Annotated in this window: 1 pseudogene; it reads right to left on the reverse strand. The window is 59.6% G+C overall.

Annotated elements, in window-relative coordinates:
* A pseudogene (locus GOB93_RS21095) lies at positions 1-503 on the reverse strand (IS5 family transposase); the annotation flags it as partial.

Raw genomic sequence — 503 nt, forward strand, 5'->3', positions numbered from 1 at the left:
TGACCGCGAGGAACGACGTTGCTGTTTTTTCGTATCTGGTTGCGACAGCGCGCCACTCCTTGAGGCGAGCCCAGAGGTTCTCGACAAGATGTCGACACCGATAGGCCCATTTTGGGCAGGCGACCGGCCCATCGCGTCGTTTCGCAGGAATGGCAGGCCGGGCTCCCATGTCCCATATCCGTTCACGAAAGGCGTTCGACGCGTAGCCCTTGTCCGCCACTACCCACAGGGGAATGGAGGGGAGGTTGTCGAGCAGGGCTGGTGCCAGGGGCAGTTCATGAGCCTGTCCGGGGGCCAGCACAAAACCGAAGGCTTTTCCATGTCCATCAGCGATCACGCAGACTTTCGTGCCATAGCCGCCGCGAGAGCGGCCAAGTGCTTCACGATGGTCTCGCTCTTCGAAAGAGGCCCCTTTTTTTGGGCTCCCGCCGCCTTGTGGTGAGCCCTGATGTTCGTACCATCCAGAAAAGTCATTCCGAACGCCACTCCCTGTTGTTCCTGAA

Source organism: Acetobacter musti (assembly GCF_011516835.1).
Lineage (GTDB): Bacteria > Pseudomonadota > Alphaproteobacteria > Acetobacterales > Acetobacteraceae > Acetobacter > Acetobacter musti.